At 71.3% G+C, this 23,064-nt stretch carries 18 protein-coding genes; 8 read left to right on the forward strand and 10 right to left on the reverse strand.

The features are described from left to right. Window positions 1–24: 24 nt before the first annotated feature. From NE857_RS13500 to idi, 3 genes are all read left to right on the forward strand, one after another. Entirely contained in the window at window positions 25–1,371 is a 1,347-nt protein-coding gene (locus tag NE857_RS13500; RefSeq protein WP_254421303.1) for a family 2 encapsulin nanocompartment cargo protein terpene cyclase, read from the forward strand. 118 nt (window positions 1,372–1,489) lie between these two features. Beyond that, a complete protein-coding gene (locus NE857_RS13505; RefSeq protein WP_254421304.1) occupies window positions 1,490–2,362 on the forward strand; it encodes a geranyl diphosphate 2-C-methyltransferase in 873 nt (290 codons plus the stop codon). 176 nt (window positions 2,363–2,538) lie between these two features. Beyond that, complete coding sequence (gene idi, locus NE857_RS13510; protein ID WP_254421305.1) at window positions 2,539–3,141, forward strand: isopentenyl-diphosphate Delta-isomerase; 603 nt, start codon at window positions 2,539–2,541, stop codon at window positions 3,139–3,141. A gap of 130 nt (window positions 3,142–3,271) precedes the next feature. Here the strand turns inward: idi and NE857_RS13515 are convergent, their stop codons facing one another. Next, window positions 3,272–3,955, reverse strand: coding sequence for an HNH endonuclease family protein (locus NE857_RS13515; protein ID WP_254421306.1), 684 nt, complete (start codon window positions 3,953–3,955; stop codon window positions 3,272–3,274). A 280-nt stretch (window positions 3,956–4,235) separates the two neighbouring features. Between NE857_RS13515 and NE857_RS13520 the strand changes: the two genes are divergently transcribed. Then, window positions 4,236–4,928, forward strand: coding sequence for a DUF1028 domain-containing protein (locus NE857_RS13520; protein ID WP_254421307.1), 693 nt, complete (start codon window positions 4,236–4,238; stop codon window positions 4,926–4,928). Between the two features lie 25 nt (window positions 4,929–4,953). Here the strand turns inward: NE857_RS13520 and NE857_RS13525 are convergent, their stop codons facing one another. Further along, window positions 4,954–6,030, reverse strand: coding sequence for a hypothetical protein (locus tag NE857_RS13525; protein WP_254421308.1), 1,077 nt, complete (start codon window positions 6,028–6,030; stop codon window positions 4,954–4,956). Window positions 6,031–6,310: 280 nt separating this feature from the next. On the opposite strand from NE857_RS13525, the gene NE857_RS13530 reads away from it, so the two are divergent. The 3 genes from NE857_RS13530 to NE857_RS13540 all read left to right on the forward strand — a co-directional run bounded on the left by NE857_RS13530 (window position 6,311) and on the right by NE857_RS13540 (window position 10,873). After that, window positions 6,311–7,141: a hypothetical protein gene (locus NE857_RS13530; protein WP_254421309.1), complete on the forward strand. Its 831-nt coding sequence runs from the start codon at window positions 6,311–6,313 to the stop codon at window positions 7,139–7,141. Window positions 7,142–7,373: 232 nt separating this feature from the next. Next, the gene (locus NE857_RS13535; RefSeq protein WP_254421310.1) at window positions 7,374–9,638 is read left to right on the forward strand and encodes an McrB family protein; all 2,265 of its coding nucleotides are present in this window, start codon (window positions 7,374–7,376) and stop codon (window positions 9,636–9,638) included. An 8-nt stretch (window positions 9,639–9,646) separates the two neighbouring features. Further along, complete coding sequence (locus NE857_RS13540) at window positions 9,647–10,873, forward strand: McrC family protein (RefSeq protein ID WP_254421311.1); 1,227 nt, start codon at window positions 9,647–9,649, stop codon at window positions 10,871–10,873. A 16-nt stretch (window positions 10,874–10,889) separates the two neighbouring features. On the opposite strand, the gene NE857_RS13545 is transcribed toward NE857_RS13540, so the two are convergent. From NE857_RS13545 to NE857_RS13560, 4 genes are all read right to left on the reverse strand, one after another. Then, window positions 10,890–11,918 carry a LacI family DNA-binding transcriptional regulator gene (locus tag NE857_RS13545; protein WP_254421312.1) on the reverse strand — a complete coding sequence of 343 codons (1,029 nt, stop codon included), beginning with the start codon at window positions 11,916–11,918 and terminating at the stop codon, window positions 10,890–10,892. A 66-nt stretch (window positions 11,919–11,984) separates the two neighbouring features. Continuing rightward, window positions 11,985–12,899 (reverse strand): carbohydrate ABC transporter permease, encoded by a 915-nt coding sequence (locus tag NE857_RS13550; RefSeq protein WP_254421313.1) that lies wholly within the window; start codon window positions 12,897–12,899, stop codon window positions 11,985–11,987. Further along, window positions 12,896–13,858, reverse strand: coding sequence for a carbohydrate ABC transporter permease (locus tag NE857_RS13555; protein WP_254421314.1), 963 nt, complete (start codon window positions 13,856–13,858; stop codon window positions 12,896–12,898). The genes NE857_RS13550 and NE857_RS13555 overlap by 4 nt, the downstream gene beginning before the upstream one ends. A gap of 51 nt (window positions 13,859–13,909) precedes the next feature. Further along, window positions 13,910–15,205: an ABC transporter substrate-binding protein gene (locus NE857_RS13560; RefSeq protein WP_254421315.1), complete on the reverse strand. Its 1,296-nt coding sequence runs from the start codon at window positions 15,203–15,205 to the stop codon at window positions 13,910–13,912. A gap of 159 nt (window positions 15,206–15,364) precedes the next feature. On the opposite strand from NE857_RS13560, the gene NE857_RS13565 reads away from it, so the two are divergent. Then, the gene (locus NE857_RS13565; RefSeq protein WP_254421316.1) at window positions 15,365–17,425 is read left to right on the forward strand and encodes a beta-galactosidase; all 2,061 of its coding nucleotides are present in this window, start codon (window positions 15,365–15,367) and stop codon (window positions 17,423–17,425) included. A gap of 5 nt (window positions 17,426–17,430) precedes the next feature. Here the strand turns inward: NE857_RS13565 and NE857_RS13570 are convergent, their stop codons facing one another. The 4 genes from NE857_RS13570 to NE857_RS13585 form a co-directional block, all read right to left on the reverse strand. Further along, window positions 17,431–17,898: a hypothetical protein gene (locus NE857_RS13570; RefSeq protein WP_254421317.1), complete on the reverse strand. Its 468-nt coding sequence runs from the start codon at window positions 17,896–17,898 to the stop codon at window positions 17,431–17,433. Between the two features lie 71 nt (window positions 17,899–17,969). Further along, a complete protein-coding gene (locus NE857_RS13575) occupies window positions 17,970–20,255 on the reverse strand; it encodes a HelD family protein (RefSeq protein ID WP_254421318.1) in 2,286 nt (761 codons plus the stop codon). 234 nt (window positions 20,256–20,489) lie between these two features. After that, window positions 20,490–21,452 carry a Bug family tripartite tricarboxylate transporter substrate binding protein gene (locus NE857_RS13580; RefSeq protein WP_254421319.1) on the reverse strand — a complete coding sequence of 321 codons (963 nt, stop codon included), beginning with the start codon at window positions 21,450–21,452 and terminating at the stop codon, window positions 20,490–20,492. Window positions 21,453–21,526: 74 nt separating this feature from the next. Further along, window positions 21,527–23,053 (reverse strand): tripartite tricarboxylate transporter permease, encoded by a 1,527-nt coding sequence (locus tag NE857_RS13585; protein WP_254421320.1) that lies wholly within the window; start codon window positions 23,051–23,053, stop codon window positions 21,527–21,529. Window positions 23,054–23,064 lie beyond the last annotated feature (11 nt).

Raw genomic sequence — 23,064 nt, forward strand, 5'->3', positions numbered from 1 at the left:
CGTCAGGGAAGGAGGTCTGAGACGGTGTCACTGATGTCCCGGATGTCCGCATCCGCCGCCGGACACAAGACGGCGGAACTGGTGGATGCCCTGCTCCGCGATCCGCACCGGCCCGGAAAGCCCGACCTGCTCACGGCGCCGGGCGGACCGGCCCCGACCGGGCCGACCGCCGCGGGCACGGACGTCCCTCATAGGGTCGTGTCCCGGCTACCCCCCGGACCCACCGGGATCGGCACGTCGGCGGCGAGGATCCTGCTGCCTGAGGCGCCACGGAGCACCGGGGCCGTCACAGGGACCGCCCCGGCCGCCCGAACCTCCGGTAGCGCCCGGGCCGTGCCGAGGATCCCGACCGCACCCTCCGGGCCCGGGTACACCGGCTCCGGCGCGGCAGCGGCGGACGGGGGATCTCCGGTGCCCGTCCTGTACTGCCCTCCGGCGGTCCGGGACGACCACGCGCTGGGGGAGGAGGTCAACGACCGGTTGGTCGAGTGGGCCGCCGAGGTCGGTGTCTACCCCGGCCAGCTCGACAAGGTCCGGTCGGCCGGCTTCGGCCGCCTCATCATGCTCGCCCATCCCGAGACCAGCGACCCTGACAGGTTGTTGGCGGCGGCCAAGTGCGCCCTCGCCGAATGGTCCGTGGACGACCACTACGTGGACGGCGAGGTGGAGGAGGCCCGCCCGGAGCTGCTCGGCCAGCGGCTGGCGATCGCCCACTCGGTGATCGACCAGGCGCACCTGCCGCTGAAGTACGCACCCCAGCTGGAAGAGGTGGTGCGTGCGGACCCGGTCATGGTCGCCCTGCGCTCGAGCCTGGACAACCTGGCCGGAATCGCGTCCCACGCCCAGATGCGACGGCTCCGGCACGAGCTGAGCATCATGTTCGTGGCCTACAACCAGGAGGCGGTCTGGGCCACCACGGGGCAACGGCCGCCCATGTGGGAGTTCCTCATGCACCGGCACGAGAACAGCTTCGTCCCGTGCATGGCGCTGATCGACACGCTCGCCGGGTACGAGCTCCCCCAGGAGGAGTTCGCCGACCCCCGGGTCCGCCGGGTGTTCACGATGGCGGGGTCGGCGACCGTGATCGTCAACGACCTCTACTCCATGGCCAAGGAGGACCCCTCCGACTTCAGCGTGCCCCGGCTGATCGCCACGGAGGAGGGCTGCTCCGAGCGCGAGGCGATCGATCGCACCGTGCTCCTCCACGACGAACTGATGCACACCTACGAGGCGGAGGCCGCCGCGCTCGCGCTCACCGGATCACCGGAACTGCGCCGGTTCCTCGCCGGAGTGTGGGCGTGGACCGGAGGCAGCCGCGAGTGGCATGCCAGCAGCGGCCGCTACCACGGCACCGGAACCGGCGCGAACTGACCGGAGGCCGAACCGAACACCCGAAGTCCCCCGGCGCGGGTCGACACGACCCCCGCCCCGGTTCGGCGCGCACCGAACCGACCGAACACACCCTCACGACTCCAAGGAGCCATACGCGATGACCGCGACCATGCCCTCTCAGAACCAGGCGTCGGCCCGGGTCCTGCGCACCGACTACCAGCGGTCCGTGGCGGACTACTGGAACGAGGAGCAGGACCCCGTCAACATCCGCCTCGGTGAGGTCGACGGCCTGTTCCACCACCACTACGGGATCGGCGACTACGACCCGTCCGTCCTCGAAGGGCCCGAGGAGACCCGCGAACAGCGGATCATCGAGGAGATGCACCGCCTGGAGACCGCGCAGGCGAACGTCCTGCTGGACCACCTCGGGGACATCACACCGAACGACCGCATCCAGGACACCGGTTCCGGCCGCGGCGGCACCAGCTTCATGGCCAACGCCCGGTTCGGCTGCCACGTGGACGGGGTGAGCATCTCCGAGAAGCAGGTCGGCTTCGCCAACGACCAGGCCAGGGAACGCGGCGTGGACGACAAGGTGCGGTTCCACTTCCGCAACATGCTGGACACCGGCTTCGAGACGGGTTCGATGCGGGCCATCTGGAACAACGAGTCCACGATGTACGTGGACCTGTTCGAACTCTTCAGCGAGCACGCCCGGCTGCTGGAGTACGGCGGCCGCTACGTCACCATCACCGGCTGCTACAACGACGTCACCGGCGGCCGCTCCAAGGCGGTCAGCCGGATCGACGAGCACTACACCTGCAACATCCACTCCCGGAGCCAGTACTTCCGGGCGATGTCGGCCAACAACCTCGTCCCGATCAACGTCGTCGACCTCACCGCCGCGACCATCCCGTACTGGGAGCTGCGTGCGCAGTCGCAGGTGGCGACCGGGGTCGAGGACCCGTTCCTGACCGCTTACAGGGAGGGCAGCTTCCACTACCTGCTCATCGCCGCCGACCGGGTCTGATCCGGCCCCGCGGCCCGGGGCGCGGCTTCCTGGAGGTAGCGTCGCCGTCAGCCGCCCCGTGAGGCGGGCGCCGACTCTCCACCGAAGCAGGACATGCGGGCGCCCGCCTCCTGGCGGGGCGGGCGCCCCGGTCCCGGGCCGTACCGTCGCCAAGCCGTCGATTTCGAAGGATGCCCATGACCACCGACACCGCTACCGGGGGCCCCGGACCCGCGAACGAGACCGTGCGGGGTGAGCGCGAACCGATCCTGCTGGAACTGGTCGACGAGTCCGGCACGACGACCGGAACCGCCGAGAAGCTGTCCGTGCACCAGGCCCCTGGCCGGCTGCACCGGGCCTTCTCGGTCTTCCTGCTCGACGAGCGGGGCCGCCTCCTGCTCCAGCGCCGCGCCCTGACCAAGTACCACTCGCCCGGCCTGTGGTCGAACACCTGCTGCGGCCACCCCCTCCCGGGCGAACCGCCCTTCGCGGCGGCGGCCCGGCGCACGGGCGAGGAGCTGGGGATGGCCCCGGAACTGATGCGCGCCGCCGGAACGGTGCGCTACCACCACACGGACCCGGTGTCCGGGCTGGTGGAGCGCGAGTACAACCACCTGTTCGCCGGGGTGGTCCGAGCCGAACCCCGACCCGACCCCGAGGAGGTGGCGGAGACGGCCTTCGTCGACCCCGCCGCGCTGGAGCGCCTGCGGGGAGAGGCCGAGTTCTCGGTGTGGTTCCCCACGGTCCTGGACGCCGTCCGCCCCGCCCTGCGCGAACTGGCCGGTTCGGCCGACTGGTAGCGGCCCCGGAGCGTGCCCGCGGCGCGGTGGGCGAGGGCGGAGCGGCCTTTCCGGGCGGTGTGAGCGGTCACGGTGCTCGTCGGGCCGTGCGGGCGGGTGTCCGCACGGCCCGACGGAGTTACCGGGGCTGTCAGCAGCGGGTGTTGATGGTGCTCTGGATGGAGGACTTCTCGGCGCTGGTCACCGACAGGTTGTAGCGGTGCTTCACGTTGACCCAGGCCTTGACGTAGTCGCAGTGGATCGCGGTGCGCGGGGGCATCCACGCGGAGGGGTCGCGGTCGCCCTTGGACCGGTTGCTGGAGGCGGTCACCGCCCACAACTGGGGCGAGGAGACGTCGTTGGCGAAGGCGCGGCGCCGGTCGGTGGACCAGGTGTTGGCGCCCGACCGCCAGGCGTCGTACAGCGGCACCATGTGGTCGATGTCGAACTCGGAGGCATTGCCGGTCCACACGCCGTCGTACTCGCTGGACCAGCGGCCCGACGTCGGCCGGCAGTTCCCGTCGACCTGGACGGTGTGGCCGTCGCGGCGCAGGACGAACTCGCGGGCGTCGCAGGGGCTGTCGACGATCACCCAGTGCGGGAAGAGGCTGCGGTCGTAGCCCGAACCGTTGTTCTTGGCGCGGACCGTCAGACCGTTCAGCTGGGTCTGTGCGGCGGAGGCGGAGGGGATGCCGGGGGGAAGGACGTGGTGGGCCAGGGCCGGGGCGGCCCACCCCAGGGCGGCGATGAGGACGGCGGCGGCGAATACGGCCAGGGAGCCGAGCACCGTCCGGCGCACGCCGGTGGCGGGGGAGGGAGCGGGGGAGGCGGGCAACGTGTCTCCTGGGGGAGGAAAGTGACAGGTCGGACACCCACACCATGATCGTTTCCGGGGCGCCCGGCCAGTCCCCTTGCGTTAATTTCCCGGTGTCTTCGGGTGGCGTCCCGGTGACGGGACCCGCCCGTGCCCCGCGCCCCGGTGACGGACTGCCGGTAGCCTCGTAGCGGCTCCGGGCGGCTCGCCGCCGGGGCCCGGATCCGTCGAACAGGGTCCGTCGAACCGGGTGTGTGCGGGCCGTCGGGTCCGGCGCGCCCACGGCCGAGAGCGGTGTCGGTTGTACGCAGGGACCTTCTCGATCGTCGCCCACGACGCGGCCACCGGTGTGTGCGGCGTCGCGATCAGCAGTCGGATGGTGGCGATCGGCTCGTTGTGCGTGTTCGCGCACGCGCAGGCGGGGGCCGTCGCCACACAGGCGCTGATCAACCCGCTGCTGGGGGCGGACGCCCTGGAACTGCTGCGGAGCGACCCCGCCGAGGACGTGCTGCGCCGGGTCCTGGAAACCGATCCGGACGCGGACTCGCGCCAGGTGGCGCTGGTCGACCGGCAGGGGCGCGCCGCCGCGCACACCGGCCCGCAGACCCACCCGTGGAGCGGCCATCTGCTGGGCGAGGGGTACGCGGTGGCCGGGAACATCCTCACCGGGGCGGCCACACTGGAGGCGATGGCGCGGCGGTGGGAGGAGCGGCCCGGGGAAGCGATGGACGAACGCCTGCTGGGCGCCCTGGAGGCCGGGCAGGCGGCCGGGGGCGACCGGCGGGGCAGGCAGAGCGCCGCGCTGTACGTGCACACCGGCCAGCCGTACCCGTACGTGGACCTGCGGGTGGACGAGCACGCCGATCCGGTGGCCGAGCTCCGCCGGGTCCACGGGGTCGCGCGGCGGGAGCTGTCGCCGTTCGTGGCGGCACTGCCCACCCGCGCGAACCCGCGGGGGTCCTTCGAGCGGTTGCTCGACCCCGACAGCCTCTGAACCGGGCGGTCCGCTTCAGGGCGACTCAGTTCAGGGACGAAGCCTCAGAGAGCCACTGCCCGGCGTCGAGGGCCTCCCGCACGCTCGCGTCCCGGACCTGCTTGATCGCCTCCAGATCCACGGCGGCGGTCAGGTGGGTGTCGTCGCCAAGCCCGGCGCTCGCCTGGGCGACCAGGTCGCCGTACTCCGCGTGCCGGGCGACGTTGGCCTCCACCTGCTCCCACTCGCGTTGCGCCCTGACCGCCCTGCTGACCTTGTCCCGGTACTCCTCGATGGTGCTCACCCGTCGCTGAACGGCCGATCGGGTGGCGTTGACGGCGTCGAACTGGGGCTGCATCGAATCCAGGACGGTCTGGGACATCGCCTTCTTGGCGCGTTTCCCCAGGTCCTTCTCCAACCGGGACTGCTCGCGCAGGATCCGGGCCAGCTGCCATTCCTGGTCGCGCAGCACGAGGCCGGGCCGGACCGAGTCGAAGGCGTCACCGAGCTCCGGGGAGGCCTCGGCGACGTAGGTGCGGACCCGCTGGACCCGCAGCAGCAGTCGCTGGCTGTCCTTGTCCAGGTCCTCGGCCCGGATGTAGTGCCCGTGGTACCTGGCGGCCAGCTGGGTCGGCTCGTCGCCGTCGCTGGCCGCCGCGAAGCTGACCAAGAGCCCGAGGAGACCGACCGGGACGGCGATCGCGACGGGTGCTCCGTCCGGCCCCAGCCATTGGCCGAGTCCGATCAGGGCGCCGGCGGCGAGGAGGGCGAGGAAGCCGGCCAGGCACCCGCCGCTGCCGAAGGCGAACAGAATGGCCACCAGGGCGATGAGCGCGAAGAGGCCGGTGAAGAGGGGGAGGAACGCCGCAGCCAGAAACCACACGAGGGCGGTGACCGCCGTAGTGATGACCAGGCAGAAGACGAAGGTGAAGGTACGTTCACCGCTGGTGGAGGGCTCACGGCGTTTGGGGGTCTTGTCCGGCGCGAGCAGCTTCTTGGGAGAGGCGGCCAGCTTCTCGACGACCTCTTCGGGGAGGTCGGGGTCGAACACGGGGCCGGCCAGGACGGTCTTCTCGGACCCCTCCTCCCCGTCCTCGGCAGAGTTCTCCGGGTTCTCTGACATTGCACCAACCTTTATCCCGTTTTGACTTTGGGGCGAGGTTAGCACCGAGGTGAGGGCGGGGCTCCCCGGTCGTTCCTGTTCGGTGTCGGGACACAGGAGGAGGGCTGCGAACCTTCGGCGGTTGGAGTCGTGCCCGCCGCCGCGGGCGTCCCGCACGCCGTTGCCCCCGTCAGGGGAGCGGTCGGCGGATCGTGACGCAAGTGTGGCGTTCCTGAGCACGGGAAACGCGGACAAGCGGATTAAGTTCTCATTCGTCACGAAGAGAACGAAAGTTACCGTCATGCCCCCACGCTTCACCGCCGCCCCCTGGATGGCGGCTCTTCTCTGCCCGATCCTCGTCGGATGCGCCCCCGTCCAGGACTTCCTGGACCGGTCCGCGCCGGACCTGGAGTCCGTCAGCCAGCTGAACCCCGCGGACCGGGTGGACCGGGACGACCCGTTCGCGGGCAGCCCCGCCGAGGACTACGGCGAAGGGTTCCCCGTCCCGGAGGCCGAGGCCGTCGGACCCTTCACCCAGGAGCAGGTCGAGTGGTCCTACGCGCACACCCAGGAGTTGCTGGAGGCCGTCTACCTGAACCAGGACGCGGTCTTCGACGAGGACAACAGCGAGCTCACCGGACTGCTCACCGGTCAGGCCCTGGAGTGGTACCTGGACAACCTCGGCAACGAGGACTTCGAGCTCAACAGCCGCCACCTGCCCTTCAACCTCACCCCCGGCACCGCCGAACCCATCGGTGACGAGGTCAGGGTGGACGGCTGGATGCGCGCGGAGGCGGCCCGGGACGACCAGGGCTGGGAGTACCTCTCGGTGGTCACCGAGTACACCGTCGTCCACCCCGTCGCCCGGCCCGGCCACCCGGTCTCGACCCGGCTGGTCACCTCGCACTTCGGCGAGGTCGGCTTCTACGAGGCGGGCGGGGAGGAACTGGAGGCGGTGCCCATGTGGGCGCGCTTCGTGGCCCCGGTGCACTGCCTGGAGGAGTACACCTTCACCCCCCTCTACGACGACGAGCAGCCCAGGGGGGAACGGCCCAGAGGTCTGCGTGAGGACCCCTACGACATGGAGGGCACCGAGGACCCCGACAGCTGCGGGGCGGTCAAGGACACCTGACCCAGGTGCGCCGAGCTCCAGGACCTGCCCGAGGCGCGCCGAACCCTGTCGGACGGTGCCCGGCCTTCCCCCGCGGCGGCGCGGGCAGCCCTCCGCGGCGGTGACACGGGCAGGAGCGTACTTTCCACCACCAGGGGCCGGGCCTCCCGGGGGTCCCCGGTCCCGTTTTCTCTCCCGGACCCGCACGGCGTATTCTTCGGCCGTCCGGAACGGCTGGGGGAGAGGCGGGCTGATGGTGGCGAACGGCAGCGGTGTGCACGGGGGAGCGGCGGGAACACGCTGTGTGGAGGCCGCGGGGGCCATCCTGCGCGGGTCGACGGCCACCGGACGTTCGGCCTTCGCTCCCGAAATCGAGTCCTGGACCCCGGAGGTGGTCGAGGAGCTGGTCCGCGGGTTCGTGGAGCAGCCGGACACCTCCAGTGACGACTTCCTGACCAAGCTCAGGAAGCAGCTGCGCGGGGTCTCCGCCGAGGCGGTGGTCCTGGCCGCCGAACTGCTGTACCTGAACATGCTCCCGCTGGCGGGCTCCACGATCGGGGTCGGCCGCAAACGGGAGATCATCGCCGAAGTGCTCTCCCTGCAGGACCGGGACATGGAGCTGCACGAGCGGTTCGACGCGGCGATGGAGGGCGTCGTCCTGGGCGGTATGGCCTTCCTCAACCTGCGCTGGGCCCAGTTCGCCTTCCTCATCCGGCTGGTCGGCGCCTTGCTCGACCGGGAACCGCGGGAACGGGAGGCCCTGCTCTCCGACCCCTGGGCGTTCCGGGAGGTCGCCCGACAGGAGATGCCCGACAGGGGTGGTGGCGAGCGCGCCCGGGCCCAGTACCACCTCCTGCTCTGGATGTCCTTCCCCGAGACCTTCGAAGCGATCGCCAACCTCGACCACAAGCGCCAGATCGTGGCGGCCTTCGCCGACCGGATCGGCGGCGGGAGCGCGGACGAGGACCGGGACCTGGCGGCCATCCGCGCCGAACTCCAGAAAGCCGAACTCCAGCAGGGCGACGGTGCCCGGGTCGACTTCTACGCCGAGCCCTGGGCCGGGCTGTGGCGTCCAGCCGAAGCCGAGGTCACCCAGCGCGGCTGGTTGGTGCGGGGCGCCAACGTCGGCGGGGTCAACCTCGTCCCCGAGTGGCTGGAACGGGGGTTCTGTTCCCTGGCCTTCCGCGAGCTCGGTGAGATCGTGCCGGGGACCCCGCATGAGGAGATCGAGCGGCTGCTGGCCGAGGCGTATCCGGACGCCACCGCGAACTCCAACATCCAGCAGCGCTCGCAGATCACGGCGTTCCTCGACCGGATGTCCCCGGGCGACCTCGTCGTCACCGTCGACCCGGACCACGGGGTCCACGTCGGGACCGTGACCGGCGACCCCTACTACGACGCCACTGACGGGCGTGACCGGGCACGGCGCCGGGGCGTGGCCTGGGCCCGCCCGACGTCGACCCCGCACCGCCACGATTTCTCGGAGAAGACGCAGAACACCCTCGGGAGCGCGCGTACGGTCACCGAGATCACCCGCTACGTCGCCGAGTTCGCGGAGGTGGCGGGCCTGGGCGAGCAGGTGACGGAGGACGTCCTGGCGGTGGACGCCACCGGCGAGATGCAGGTCCGCCCGGTCACCGAGGAACTCGTCCGTAGGCTCCACTTCCCCAAGAAGTGGCTCCAGGAGACCGTTGAGCTCCTCCAGCACAAGAAGCAGCTCATCCTGTTCGGTCCGCCGGGCACGGGCAAGACCTACCTCGCCCGGGCCATCGCCGACCACGTCGCCGATCCCGCAGCCAGGCCCGGTGCGGTCTCCCTGGTGCAGTTCCATCCCTCCTACTCCTACGAGGACTTCGTGCAGGGGTTCCGGCCCCGGCAGAAGCGGGACGGGACCATGGGCTTCGACCTCGTGGACGGACCCATCGCGCGCATGGCGGACCGGGCCAGGCAGAACCCCTCCCAGCCGCACGTCCTGGTGATCGACGAGATCAACCGGGCCAACCTCCCGAAGGTCTTCGGTGAGCTCTACTTCCTCCTGGAGTACCGGCAGGAGGAGATCACCCTCCAGTACGCGAAGGAGGACGAGACCTTCTCGCTGCCCGAGAACCTGTTCGTGATCGGCACGATGAACACCGTCGACCGGTCGGTGGCGCTGGTGGACGCGGCCATGCGCCGCCGGTTCGCCTTCCGGCGGCTGGCCCCGGACCAGCCGCCGGTGGACGGCCTGTTGAAGTCCTGGCTCCGGGAACGGGGGCTGCCGGAGGAGGCGGACCTGCTGCTGCGCGAGCTCAACCGGCTCATCGGCGACCCCGACCAGGCCATCGGCCCGTCGTACCTGATGAACCCCGACGTCGCCGACCCGGCCGTGCTGGAGCGGATCTGGCAGACGGAGATCCTCCCCCTGCTGGAGGACCAGAACTACGGCCGCGGGATCGAGGTGGAGGAAGTCTACGGCCTGGCGGCGCTGCGATCAGTGCTGGGGCCGGTCCCCGTCTCCCGGCCGGACCACCCGGAATGATCCGCGGAGTGCCCGCCGGAGCGGCCAACCCGAGGCGGATCGACCTGACCGAGACCGGGCCGGGGGCGTTGTTGGCGCTCACCCCGCCCCAGGTCGCCACCCTGACCGCCGCCGCCCACCTGGTGCGCGTGGAGTCCGGTGGCGCTCCGGGCCGGTGGCGGCTCTCGGCCCGGCAGCGGGTGGGCGCGGTCCGGCTCGGCTCCGGCGAGGGCGCGGTCGAGCTGCGCATCCGGCCCAAGGTCGCGGTCGACCGCCTGATGTACCTCCTCGGGTTCGGCTCGGGGCCCCGCCCCTGGCAGGCGCAGACGTTGCCGGCCGAAGTGTCCCACGACCTCGTCCCCGCTTTCGCGGAGGTGTTCGCGCAGGTCGTCTCCCGGGTCCTGGGCACCGGGGTCCTGCACGGCTACCGGGAGCGGGAGGACGAACTCAACGTCGTCCGCGGACGCGTCCGTGTCCGTGAGCAGATGCGCCGCGGGTTCGGGGCGCCGATCCCGCTCGCGGTCGCCTACGACGACTTCACCCCGGACATCCCGGAGAACCGCATCCTGCTCGCCGCGATCCGCGCCCTGAGTGCGCTCCCGGGGGTCCAGCGGCGGACGGCACGCAACCTGCACCACCAGGCGGCCCGGTTGAGCGGAGTGGCCGAACTCCGGCCGGGGCCGCTGCCCGCCTGGACCCGCGACCGGCTCAACGAGCGCTACGCGCCCGCGCTCCGCCTGGCCGAGACCGTGCTCGGCGGGTCAGGGGTCGAGCACACAGGCAGGCACGACGACCCCTGGGCGGGTGCGAGGGAGCTCCCGGGGCTCGTCGTCGACATGGCGCGGGTCTTCGAGGACTTCCTGAGCGTCGCCCTCGGCTCGGGGCTGGCCGCGCACGGACTGCGCTGCGCCACCCAGGAGCCCCACCACCGCCTGGACGAGGCGGGCCGGATCCGGATCAGGCCGGACCTGGTCGTGCGGGGCCGGGACGGCATCCGCTGTGTGGTGGACGCCAAGTACAAGGACCTCAAGGGTGGGCTGCCGTCCACGACCGACCTCTACCAGATGGTGTCCTACTGCACCGCCCTCGGTTGTGAGCGCGCACATCTGGTCTACGCGGGCGGCGCCGGGCAGGATGACACGCACTCCGTGCTCGGGGCGCCGATCTCCGTGCACGTCCATGTCCTGGACCCGTCGGGCCCCGTGGCGGACCTGGAGAACCGGGTCCGCGCCCTCACCGAGGCCGTCGCGGGCTGAAGGGCCGGACCGGTTCTCAGACGGAAGCGCGTTCCACCAGGGTCGTGGGCAGGATCATCCCCGCGGGGCTCTCGCCGTTGATCATGCCGAGGAGCAGGCGCACCATCTCCTTGCTGATGCGCGACCAGGGCTGGCGGATGGTCGTCAGCGGCGGGTCGCAGCGCTCGGCGGCTGCGGAGTCGTCGAAGCCGCCGACGGCCACGTCCTCGGGGACGCGTCTTCCGCTGCGGTGCAGTGCGTCCAGGGCCCCGGCGGCCATGAGGTCGGAGGCGACGAAGACCGCGTCCAGTCCGGGGGCCCGCTCCAGGAGGCGGAGCATCTGCTCCTCGCCGCTCGCGCGGGAGTAGTCGCCGACAGCGATCATTCGTTCGTCCACCTCGCCCAGGACGTCGCGGAAACCGGAGAGCCGCTCCCGGCCGCCGGGGGTGTCCTGCGGGCCGGCGATGGTGGCGATGCGTTCGCGGCCGGAGCCACGCAGGTGCTGGGTCATCCGACGGGCGCCGTCGCGGTCGTCGGCGGACACGTAGGCGATCTCGCGGCTGTCGTCGAGGGGCCTGCCGCACACCACCAGGGGGGTGCCGGTGCCGAGCAGTTCGTCGACGAGGGAGGTGCCCGCGCGGTCGGAGACCAGGAGGGTGCCGTCGACGCCGCCCTCGGAGACGAACCGGCTCACGCGTTTGCGGTCGGCCTCGGTACCGGCGACGGTCAGCACGAGCATGATGTCGTGGGCGGCCAGCTCCTGGGTGCACTCGCGCAGCAGGATACTGAAGTTGGGGTCCTCGAACAGGCGATGTTGGGGTTCGGAGAGGACGAACGCGACCGTCTGCGATCGCTGGGTGGCGAGCCCGCGGGCGTGGCGGTTGGCGACGTAGCCGATCTTGCGGACCGCCCTGAGCACCGCCTCCCGGGCGTCCTTGCTCACGTAGCCCTCACCGGTCAGGACCCGTGAGACGGTCCCCCGTGAGACCCCTGAGGCCGCGGCCACGTCGTTGATGGTCGGACGGCGGTGCGGTCGGCGGTCGGTCGGGCGGTCGTCTGCGGCCACGGTGTCGTCGTTTCCTTCTCGTCCGGGGCGGAGCGCTGCTCCGCGTGTTGCCCCGCCCCGGACCGGTCAGGACTTGACCGCGCCGGACAGCAGGTCGATGCGCCAGAACCGCTGCAGGGACAGGAAGAGCGCGATCAGGGGGATGACCGACAGCAGCGATCCGGTGATCACCAGGGTATAGAGCACCGGCTGCGAGGCGCCCTGGTTGAGGAGGGTGTACAGGCCCACGGTGACGGGGAACTTGCCGTCGTCGCTGAGCAGGATGTACGGCAGCAGGAAGTTGTTCCAGATCGCCACGAACTGGAACAGGAACACCGTCACCAGGCCCGGCAGCATGATGGGCAGTGCCACCTTCCAGAACACGCGCAGCTCCCCGGCGCCCTCGGTGCGCGCCGCCTCCAGCAGGGAGTCGGGTACCGACGCCGCCGCGTACACCCGGGCCAGGTAGATGCCGAACGGGCTCACGACGCTGGGCAGCAGGACCGACAGGTAGCTGTTGGTCAGGCCGACCTCGGCGAACAGCAGGAACTGCGGGACGGCGAGCATGATCGGGGGCACCAGGACCCCGGCGAGCAGGATGTTGAACAGCGCGGTCCGCCCGGGGAACCGGTACTTCGCCAGGGCGAACCCGGTCAGGCACGACAGCAGGGCGGACAGGAACGCGCCGAGCCCCGCGTAGAGGGCGCTGTTGGCCATCCAGCGCCAGTACAGGCCCTCGCGGTGGGCGGTCAGTTCGCCGACGTTCTCCAGCAGGCCGCTGCCGGGCCAGAAGGTGAAGGTGGTGAACAGCTCCGACCCGCTCTTGGTGGAGGCCATCACGACCCATGCCAGCGGGATCAGGCAGTAAAACGTGCCCAGCAGCAGGATCGCGGTGGGGACCAGGGGGGCGCGGCCCCGCCGAGGGCTCCGGCGGCTGTGGTCGCTTCGGTGGCCGTGCTGGTCGCGCCGCGGCTCGGTGCTCGTCGCTGGTTCGGTGCTCATCGCTCCTCCTGGGTGAAGGCGCGCGACTGCACCAGGCGCAGGAACGCGAAGGACAGGACCAGGGTCACCGCGGCGATGATGACCGAGGTGGCCGCGGCCAGGTGGATGTCGTCGCGCACGAACGCGTCCCGGTAGACCTTCATCAGGGGGCTCCAGGTCGTGGAGATGGCGTTGGACAGCGGTGAGAGCGTCACCGGTTCGGAGAAGACCTGCAGCGTGGCGATCATCGAGAAGAGCGCGGTCATGATGAGCGCGGGCGTGAGCATCGGGATCTTGATCCGCAGCGCCATCTGCAGCTCGCTCGCGCCGTCGATCCGGGCCGCCTCGTACAGGTCGGGCGGGACCGCGCGCAGCGCCGTGTACAGGACCAGCATGTTGAACCCGGTGCCGCCCCAGACCGCGATGTTGGTCAGTGCCGCGAACACCGACCGCTGCCCCATGAGGTCCACGCCCGGCAATCCCAGTGCGGCCAGGGTCTGGTGCAGCGGGCTGACCTCGGGAAGGTACAGGAAGCCCCACAGCAGGGTGGCGATCACCGCGGGAACGGCGTAGGGAAGGAAGATCACCATTCGCGACACGTTGCGGTAGCGCACCCGGTGGTGGTCCAGGACCAGGGCGAAGAGCAGGGCCAGACCCAGCATGAGGGGGACGACCATCAGGCCGTAGACCCCGATTCGCAGCGTCCCGGCCCACAGCTCGGGGTCGGTCACGGCGGCGTGGTAGTTGGTCAGGCCGGTGAAGAACTCGCGGCGTCCCTGCGCGCCCAGGCCCAGACCGGAGACCTCGACCCGGCGCAGGCTCAGGTAGATCGTGTAGGCGATCGGCAACAGGATGAGCAGGGAGCTCAGGACCACGGCGGGGGCCATGAAGGCGTAGGGAACCAGCCGCGCGGACCGGTGGGCTGCCCTGGGTTCGCGTGCGCAACCGCGGCCGCGTACGGGGGCTCTGGCCGGACACATGACGGATACTCCTCGGGGGGTGGGCCGGGGGTCACCCGGTGGGGCGGATGGTCACCGGGAGATGGCGAAACCCTTGTTTTCCATGTCGGCCAGGGTGTCCTTCTGCATCGTGGCGACGGCCTCGGCGAAGGGGGTGCCGCCCGCGATCGCGGCCGCGAAGGCGTCCTTATAGGAGCTGTAGGTGACGTTGACGTTCGGGCCCCAGGTCACCGGGGCGGTGCCCTCGGCGATCCGGGCGACCTGTTCGTAGAAGTCCTCCTGGTGGGCGAAGAACTCCGGGGGATCGGCCAGGACCCGGCTGTTCTGGGTCGACGTCGCGGCCGGGTAGATGCCGCTCTCCCGGACGAGGGCCTCGGTGGCCTCCGGGGAGGTGTTCAGCCAGATCGCGAACTCCGCCGCGGCCCCCTCGTGCGCCGAACCGGTCGCGACGCCGGTGGCGGAACCGCCCCAGCTGCCGGTGGCCGCGAGCCCTTCCTCCCACTGGGGGAGCGGCGCCATGGACCACGCACCGGCGGTGCCCTCGGCGTTCCCGGCCAGGACACCGGGCGCCCAGACCGCGCTCGGCCAGGTCAGGAGCGAACCGTCGTTGAGCGCGGCGTTCCACTCCGGCGTGTACATCGGCCGGGCGCTGACCGCGTCCTCGGCGACCAGCCCGTCCCAGTACTCGGCGACGCGCAGGGTGGGAGCGTCGTCGACCGTGACGGACCAGGAGTCCCCCTCGGTGGCCCACCAGGACGCCCCGGCCTGCTGGGCGAGCCCGGCGAACCAGCCGGGGTCGGTGGCCGAGAAGCTGGTGATGCGGTGCTCGGGGTGCTCGTCACGGACCTGACGTGCCACCTCGGCGAACTCGTCCCAGGTGGTGGGGACCTGGAGGCCGAACTCGTCGAACAGGTCGGACCGGTAGTAGAGCATCATCGGCCCGGAGTCCTGGGGGATGGCGTAGACCTGGTCGGTGCCCATGGTCACCTGCTCCCACACGTTCTCGTGGAAGTCCTGCTCCGCCTCGGCGGTGTAGGCGCTCAGGTCCGTGACGGCGTCGCGCGCGGCGAGCGTGGTCAGCGCCTGGTACTCGGCCTGGACCAGGTCGGGCGGGTGCCCGGCCTGGGAGGCGGTCAGCAGTTTGGTGACCACCTCCTCGCCGGCGCCCTGTTCGCTGACGGTCACCTGGACGTCGGGGTTGGCGTCGTTCCAGATCTGCACGACCTCCGTGATGCCCGGGGCCCAGGTCCAGAAGGTCAGCTCCGCCGTGCCGTCGTCCGTCCCGGGGAACAGCGCGCACGAGGTCAACAGGACGAGTGCGCCGGCACTGGCAGTGGCTGCCCAACCGGGGCTGCGCGCTGGGGGCATCGCAGGTCTCCTTCAGGTTTCCATCGGGTTTTTGTGGGAGCGATCACACTCTTGGTGTGAAGGGTCATTCCTGTCAAGGGGTGGATTTCCGAAATGTTTCTGTGCATGATGTGTGCCGAAAGATGTGAACGTTCCCATACGGACGGAGCCTGATCACCAGTGACCACCGCCCCGCTCACCCCCGGTCCCGCGCCCGGGCTCATCCCCGGCGTCGACGCGATCGTCTACGGCGGCGACTACAACCCGGAACAGTGGCCAGAGGAGGTCTGGCAGGAGGACGTCCGGATGATGCGGGAGGCCGGGGTCAACCTGGTCAACGTGGGCATCTTCTCCTGGGCGCTGCTGGAGCCCGAGGAGGGCGTGTACACCTTCGAGTGGCTCGACCGGGTACTGGACCTGCTGCACGGCGCGGGCATCCGCGTCGGCCTGGCCACCCCGACCGCCGCCCCGCCCGCCTGGCTGCTCCACCGCTACCCCGGGATCCGTCCGGAGACCGAGGAGGGCCACGTCCTGTCCGGGGCCTCCCGCCAGACCCTGTGCCCCAGCTCCCCGGAGTACGCGCGCGCCGCCGCGCGCATCACCGAGCAGATCGCCCGCCGCTACGCCGGCCACCCGGCCGTGGCGATGTGGCACGTCCACAACGAGTACGGCGGGGCCGACGCGGCCTGCTACTGCGCGGCCTCGGCCGAAGCCTTCCGCGTCTGGCTGCGCGACCGGTACGGCGACGTCGACACGCTGAACTCCGCCTGGGGCACCAGCTTCTGGGGGCAGACCTACGGGGCCTGGGAACACGTCGAACCGCCCCGTCTGGCGCCCACCCCGGCCAGCCCCGCCCTGCGGCTGGACTTCCTGCGCTTCTGCAACGACGCCCACCTGGAGTGCTACCGGCGCGAGCGCGACATCGTGCGGCGCCACACCCCCGGGATCCCGGTCACCACCAACTTCATGATCGTCAACTGCAAGTGGATCGACTACTGGTCCTGGGCGCGCGAGGTCGACTTCGTGGCCAACGACCACTACCTGCAGGCCGAGGAGGAGGACAACCACGTCGAGCTGGCGATGGCCGCCGATGTGACCCGCGGTGTGGCGGGCGGGCGCCCCTGGGTGCTGATGGAGCACTCCACCAGCGCCGTCAACTGGCAGCCCCGCAACATCGCCAAACAGCCCGGGCAGATGCGCCGCAACAGCCTCACCCACCTGGCGCGCGGCGCCGACGGGGTCATGTTCTTCCAGTGGCGGGCCTCCCGGTCCGGTGCCGAGAAGTTCCACTCGGCGATGGTGCCGCACAACGGGCGCCGGAGCCGGATCTGGGGCGAGGTGGTCGGCCTGGGGCGTGAGCTCGCGGATCTGGACTGCCTGCGGGGCAGCACGGTCCGGGCCGACACCGCCCTGGTGTGGGACTGGCAGTCCTGGTGGGCGATGGAGCTGGAGTACCGGCCCAACGCCGACCACTCCTACCTCGAACGCTTCAGGGCCTACTACACCTGGCTGTGGCGCACCCACCGCACCGTCGACGTGGTCCCGCCCGACGCCGACCTGAGCGGCTACGCGATGGTCGTGGTGCCCAGCCTGTACCTGACCATGCAGGACACCGCCGACAACCTCACCCGCTACGCGGAGTCGGGCGGCACGGTCGTGGTCTCCTACTTCTCCGGCGTCGTCGGAACCAACGACGAGGTCCACCCCGGCGGGTACCCCGGACCGCTGCGCGAACTGCTGGGACTGGAGATCGACGAGTTCCTCCCGCTGCGCGCGGGCGAGGCCGTGCGGGTGGACAACGGGGTGTCCGGCCGGGTGTGGGCCGAACGGGTCGTCCCCGGCAGCGCGGAGTGCGTGCTGTCCTACACTGACGGCCCTGCCGCGGGGGAGCCGGCGGTCACCCGCAACACCGTGGGTGCGGGGCAGGCCTGGTACGTCTCCACCGGGTTGGACCCCGAGGGGCTGCGCGCGGTGCTGGACGAGCTTGCGCCCCCGCCCGTGCTGGAGGGCCTGCCGGAGGGCGTGGAGGCCGTGCGGCGGGTGAGCCGTGGGGCGAACGCGGGAGAGGCACCGGGCTCGGGGGCGAGCTTCCTGATCGTGGTCAACCACAACGCGCGGGAGGCCGAGGTGCCGGCCTCGGGCGTGGACTGCGTGAGCGGGGAGCGGGTCGAGGGGACCCTGCGGGTTCCGGCAGGGGGAGTGCGGGTTCTACGGGAGAGCATCCGAGCGGCCGGGAGGTGACGTCCTCAGGCCCGGGCGCTCGGCATGGGCGGGACGGGGCGGTCGGGCTTGGCGTTCCGCCCGGCCCGGCGGGGCCCGCGCTCCTCCCACACGCAGTCCAGGATCTCGCGGGCGGCGTGTCTTGCGGCGACCTCGAAGCTCCAGGGATTGGAGTTGACCTCGTCCCACACGGCGTCGCGGAGCACGATTCGGGTCGCGTAGGGGGACCTGCCCCGGCCGCGTGCCTCCAGAGTCTCCCGGACCCCCTGCGCGAAGTACTGCCGGAACACGGCGGGGAGGGGTTCGTCGGGGTGCGGGCAGGTCGGGGGCAGCGCGTCGACGAACTCGAAGTCCGTGCCGTTGTGTGTTGGCTCGGCGTCGAGCCAGACCAGCGCGTAGTAGCCGGGGCAGGCCGTCCACATGACGTTGGTGACGAAGACGCCGGTGACCGGCCGGGGCAGCGGGGGCAGCGGAGAGCCGGGGCTGAGGGGCATACCGCCTTTCTACTCGAAGGGTCGGCCGGGGCGGGCTGACCGGTGTTCATACCGGCCAGCCCGCCCCGGGTTCAGCCGGCCAGTCGTTTGAGGAGGTCGGGCAGGTCGGCCTCGTGCGCCACGGTCAGGCGTTTGGTCGCTCGGGTGAGGGCCACGTACAGGTCGTTGGCCCCGCGCGGTTGGGCCAGCAGCTCCTCGGGGCGGACCACGATCACCGAGTCGAACTCCAGCCCCTTGGACTCCGTGGCGGTCAGCACCACCACGGTGTTGCCCAGTTCGTCGTCCGAGCCCGTTCCGGGGCGTCCCGCCTCGGGGAGTGCGGCCGCTGTCTCGGCCCGGGAGGTGTCGGAGGTGACCACCGCGATCCGGCCCTCGCCCACGGCCGCGCGCTCCTCGGCGACCAGCGCGGGCAGGCCGTCGAGGCCGGTCAGCCGCACCGCGCGGGGCGGGTCGCCCTCCTCGCGCACGGATTCGGGGATCTGTTGGTCGGGCGCGGCCTCGCGCAGGACGTCGGCGGCCACGGCCATGATCGGCGCCGGGGTCCGGTAGTTCACCCGCAGGTGCTCCACGTGCACCTTGCCGGGGGCGTACCGTTCCAGCGACCCCTGCCAGGAGTCGGTCCCGGCGGCGCTGCCGGTCTGGGCGACGTCGCCGACGACGGTCAGGGACCGGGTCGGGACCCGGCGCATCACGGTGCGCCAGGCCATCGGGGACAGCTCCTGGGCCTCGTCCACGATCACGTGCCCGTAGGACCAGGTGCGGTCCGCCCCCGCCCGGTCGGCGGTGGTCAGGTTCGGCCCCGAGTCGCGGTGGCGGGCGGCGAGGGTGACCGCGTCCAGTCCCTCCGCCGGGTCCTCGGTCAGGCCGGTGAAGTCCAGCACGCCCTGGGCGTAGCGGACCTCCTCCTCCCGTTCGGTGTCCAGCTGGCGCTGCCGTGCGCGCAGGAGGCTGTCGTCCTGGCCGAGGAGCTCGGCCACCTCGTCCAGCAGCGGCACGTCCTCCACGGTCCAGGGCGCTTCCGGGCGGCGGGCCATGGATTCGGCCTCCGCGACCCCGGCCTCCGCGCCGACCAGGGCCAGGGCCTCGGGGTCGGCGTACAGGTCGCGCAGCACCCGCTGCGGGGTCAGGTCGGGCCACAGGGCGTCGAGGGCCTGCTGCACGGGGACCTCGTGCCAGAGCCGCGCGCCCACGTGCGGGAGGTCCTCCTCCGTGGCGGGGCGGCTGAGCAGCTCGGACTCGGCCCGGGCGAGTTCGGTGAGCAGCGTGTTCACCAGGTACTTGCGCGCGGTGTTGTGCGGCAGCTTCAGGTTGCGGGTGGTCTCCAGCACGTGCGCGCACACGTCGGCGGGCACGACCAGCGTCCCCGCGTCGGTCTCCACGCGCAGGTCAGCCTCGCCGAAGGCCCTCAGGGGCGAGCGCTGCCGGTCCCGGACGGCGGCGCCCACGAAGTCGATCATGCGCGGGGAACCCTTGAGCACGGCGGTCGCGTGGCGGTCGTGGGCGGCGGCCTCCACACCGGGGAAGAGCTCTCCGACCGTGCGCATCACCACGTCGGTCTCGCCGAGGGAGGGGAGCACGTTGCCGACGTAGCGCAGGAACGCCGGGTTGGGGCCCACCACCAGGACGCCGCGGCGCTCCAGGACCCGGCGGTGCGTGTAGAGCAGGTAGGCGGCGCGGTGCAGGGCGGCGACGGTCTTGCCGGTGCCCGGGCCGCCCTGGACGACCAGCACCCCGGCCAGCTGGGCGCGGATGACCCGGTCCTGCTCGGCCTGGATGGTGGCGACGATGTCGGCCATGCGTCCGGTGCGGCCGCGGTGCAGGGAGGCCAGCAGTGCGGCCTCGCCGACCAGCTGGCGGCGGTCGCCCTCGGAGAGGCCGTCAGCGTCGAAGACCTCGTCGTCCAGGCCGAGGACCCGCCTGCTGCGCACCCTCAGGTGGCGTCGGCGGGTGATCCCCTCCGGGTCGCTGGGTGTGGCCGCGTAGAAGGGGCGGGCGGCCGGGGCGCGCCAGTCCACGAGGATGGTGTCGTGTTCGGAGTCACGCAGCCCGATGCGGCCCACGTAACGGGCCTCGGTGTCATCCGGGCCGTAGGAGATGTCGATCCGGCCGAAGCACAGACCCTCCTCGACCGAGCTGAGCTGGGCCCGGCGCCGGGCGTGCTCGTAGGAGCGGGTCTCGCGTTCCACGATGGCGGCGTATCCGCTGCGCTCTTGCAGGTGGGCGTCGGTGAGACGCTGTTCGGTCTGCGCTCGCAGGGTGTCCAGGCGGTCGTACATGACGCTGACGCGCGCCTGCTCGACCGCGATCGCGGCCTCCTCGGGCGAGGGGACCGAGCTGTCGGATTGACAGGAATCCATCTGGTTGCTATCCTTGCGACTGGAAAGATTTTTGATAGCTCTTTGTTTTTGAACGGAAATCGCAGCTTAGCAGGATGCGTACGCCGTTCGCCAACTCACGCATCCAGAACCCGCACCCTCCAGGGGTGGGGGTTTTCGTTTTCCCGGGCTCCGACCGGTTCCCCGCACCGGCTGGAACCCGCTCCCTGCGGCCCCCCGCCCCGCCACGTCCCCGGGGCCCGGGCGGCGCTGCTCTCAGGCCAGGCCCAGCCGCTCCAGGTCGGCGCCGATCCGGGTGTCCTCCCGGATCAGGAAGTCGGCGAAGTCCTCGCCCTCCATGAACGCGTCCGTCCACCGGTTGCGCTCCAGCCTCTCCCGCCACTGAGCCGATCCGTGCATGTCCGACACCATGGACCGGAGCCGCTCCAGATCGTCCGCGGCCAGCCCCGGTGGTGCGAGCAGCCCCCGCCAGTTCATGAAACGCAGGTCCACACCCGCCTGGATCAGGGTCGGCGCGTCGGTGCCCGGATCCGGTTCGGAACTGGTCACCGTGAGGGCACGCAACTGGCCGGCGTCGATCGCTGAGCGCTGCTCGCCCGGTCCGGCGGCTGCGAAGTCCACCTCGCGGCTGATCAGCGCCGCCTGCATGGGTCCGCCCCCGTCGAAGGACCGGTAGTCCACCGCGAGCGGGTCGATACCGAGTTTCTCGGCCAGCAGCATCGTCACCATGTGGTCGGGGCCGGCCGGTGTCGAACCGCCTCCCACCGCGATGTCCTCCGGATTGTCGCGCCATGCCTCGAGAAGGTCCTCGATCGACCGGAAGGGCGAGTACGGCGTCACCAGGAGTACCTCCGGCTCCTGGATCAGGCGCGCCAGCGGCTCAGCCTCCGTCACTGACTGCGCAGCGGAGGCGGCGTGGGTGTTGGCGACCACTCCCAGACCCATCTGGAGCAGGAGGTCCGGTGTGCCGCGCTCGTAGAGTAACCGCGCCAGACCGGCCGTGCCGGAGGCCCCGGGCAGGTTGAAGACGGTGGTGTCGGTGACCGAACCGCTCTCCTCCAGGACTGAGGCCATCGTCCGGGCGGTGTGGTCGAAGCCGCCCCCGGGCGGGGTCGGCACCATGACCCGCAGGGAGCGCAGCCGCCTCGCGGGCAGACAGCCGGCCAGGGGCAGCACGAAGCCGGCCGCCAGTACGGCGCGCCGGCTCATGCCACCCATCGCATCCCCTGTTCCCCGGCCCGGGCGTTCCCGCTGTCGCGGCCGCCGCCCGGGCACCCCGGCGTCACTCTTCCTCAGCCCTTGGCGGAACCCGCCCGCTCGCGCTCTTCGGCGCGGTCGGCGCTCCCGCGCCCCCGAAGGGCCCGCACCAGCGCCGGTGCCATCGACAGCACGGCGAGCGCCAGCAGCCCTGCGGCGATGGGCGAGTTGACGAACACCGACCACTCGCCGCCGGAGATCTGCAGGGCCCGGCGCATGTTCGTCTCCATCAGACCGCCCAGGATCAGCCCCAGGATCAGGGGCGCGGCCGGGAAGTCGTTGCGCCGCATCAGGAAGCCGATGGCGCCGAACGCCGCCAGCAGCCCCAGGTCGAACACGCTGAAGCTGAGCCCGTACACGCCCACCACGCAGAATACGACCACCAGCGGGACCAACACCGCCTTGGGGGTGTTCAGGACCTTGGCGAAGACCGGGATCAGCGGCAGGTTGAGGACCAGCAGGACCACGCTGCCCACGTACATCGAGGCGACCACGCCCCAGAACATGTCGGGGTTGTCGGTCAGCATCATCGGCCCCGGCTGTACGCCCAGCACCAGCAGCGCGCCCAACAGGATCGCGGTCGTGCCCGAACCCGGCACCCCCAGGGTCATCAGCGGGACGAAGGAACCCACCGCCGCCGCGTTGTTGGCGGCCTCGGGCGCGGCCACGCCCTTCGGGTTGCCCTTGCCGAAGGTGTCGCCGTCGCGCGCCAGCTTCTTCTCCATCGAGTACGACAGGAACGAGGCCACCGTCGCCCCCGCCCCGGGCAGGACCCCGGTGAAGAAACCCAGTACCGACGAGCGCAGCGTCGGCGGGGTGATCCGTCCCAGCTCGCGACCGGACAGCCGCAGCGAGGTCACACCGCCGCGCGCACCGCCGTCCCCGCGCCGGTTGAGCATGACCAGCACCTCGGCCAGCGCGAACACGCCCAGCGCGACGATGAGGAACTCCACGCCCTCGTACAGTTCGGGCAGGTCGAAGGTGTAGCGCACGATGGCGGTCTGGGAGTCGATGCCCACCAGGGCGATCATCACCCCGACCACGGCCGAGACCAGGCCCTTGACCAGGTTGCGCCCGCCCAGCGTCACCACCGCGGTCAGGCCCAGCACCATCAGGGCGAAGTACTCCACGGGACCGAAGCTGACGGCGAAGGACGCCAGGCTCGGCGCGATCGCCATCAGCCCGATGACGCCGACGGTGCCGCCGACGAACGACGAGATCGCCGCGATCGCCAGCGCCTTGCCCGCCTTGCCCTGGCGGGCCATCGGATAGCCGTCGAAGGAGGTGGCGACGGTTCCGGCCACCCCCGGGGCGTTGAGCAGGATGGACGAGGTCGATCCGCCGAAGATCGCCCCGTAGTAGACCCCCGCCAGCATGATGATCGCCGAGGTGGGGTCCATGCCGTAGGCGATGGGGATCATCAGCGCGATCGCGCTCATCGGGCCCAGCCCCGGCAGGATGCCGATGATCGTCCCGGCCAGGACACCGATGAAGACGAAGAGGAGGTTCTCCGGGGTCAGCGCGATGCTGAACCCGTGCAGGAGTTGGTCGAACATGCCCATGGAAGGGGTCC

The organism is Nocardiopsis exhalans, from assembly GCF_024134545.1.
Taxonomy (GTDB): Bacteria; Actinomycetota; Actinomycetes; order Streptosporangiales; family Streptosporangiaceae; genus Nocardiopsis; species Nocardiopsis exhalans.